1 protein-coding gene is annotated in these 1,232 nt (G+C 62.7%); it reads left to right on the top strand.

Translation table 11 applies throughout. The features are described from left to right. Positions 1 to 14 precede the first annotated feature (14 nt). The coding region (locus ACR0P8_RS09930; RefSeq protein ID WP_432624880.1) for a PASTA domain-containing protein at positions 15 to 1,232 on the top strand (1,218 nt) is incomplete at its 3' end.

The following is a 1,232-nucleotide window of genomic DNA, read 5'->3' as shown; positions in this document are numbered from 1 at the left end:
TCTGCGCGAAGGCGATGGCCAAGGATCGGCAGAACCGTTATGCCACCGCCTCCGAATTCAAGAACGATCTGATGACGTTCATGAACGGCGGTGTGCCGATGGCGGCCGCGTTCAATCCTTTGACCGATCTGACCAATATGAAAGCCCGCAAGCAGGCCGAAATGGACGCCAACACCGTGGCCATGACCCCCGCTACGGAAACCACCGCCACGCAGGCGTTCAATCCGGTCACGGGCCAGTTCGAAGCGGTGCCGAACCAGAACGCGGCTCTCGCCACGAAAACCCGCGCCGAACAACGCGCCAAGGAGGCGCAGGAGCGCAAAAAGAAGAAGATCATCATCGCCTCCGTGGTCGGCGGCATCGTCGCGGTTCTGGCCATCATCGGCATCGTCTTCATGCTCAACAGCCACAAGAACGCCGAAGACACGGTGTCCGTGCCCGACTTCACCACCACGTCGAACATCTCCGAAGCCCGCGTGGAGGAGCAGCTCAAGGCCCTCGATTTGAAGCTCGACGCCCGCGAGGACACCACGTCCAGCCAGCCGAAGGGCACCATCACCAAGCAGAATCCGAAGGGCGGCAAGAAGGTGGCAAAGGGCTCCACCGTCACCGTGTGGTTCTCCACCGGTCCGCAATCGGTGTCCGTGCCGGACGTGTCCAAGCACACCCAGGAGGAGGCCAAGGAAATCCTCGAGGCGGCCGGTTTCAAGGTGGGCAACGTCACGACCATAGACAGCGCCACCGTGGCCAAGGACAGGGTCGTGAAAACCAATCCCGCGGCACGTTCGAGGCAGACCAAGGGCACCATCATCTCGTTGTACATCTCGTCCGGTCTGACCCAGATCCCCAGCCTGGTTGGGCAGCCCAAGGACACCGCCGTTGAACGGCTTAATGAGGCAAGCTTCACGCAGATCACCATCGAAAGCGAATCCTCCGATACCGTGCCCGCAGGCTCCGTGACGCGCGTCGATCCCGGCGAGGGCAGCACCGTCGAAGCCGGCTCCCCGGTGACCATCTGGGTGTCCACCGGAAAGCAGCAGGTCAATGTACCGAATGTGGTCGGCATGAGCTGCGTGGACGCGAAGGCACTGCTGGAAAGCGTCGGCCTGAAGGTGTCCGTTTCCGGCCCTACGGACGGCCTGGTGACCGGCATGAGCCCGAACGGCGGTAGCAAGGCCGACGCCGGCACCACCATCACGCTGACCACCAAGAGCCAGTCCACCGGCAGCGAT

Source organism: Bifidobacterium sp. (genome assembly GCF_050874245.1).
GTDB lineage: Bacteria > Actinomycetota > Actinomycetes > Actinomycetales > Bifidobacteriaceae > Bifidobacterium.
Note: the sequence above shows the minus strand (reverse complement) of the source record. Positions and strands in the feature narration are given on the sequence as shown.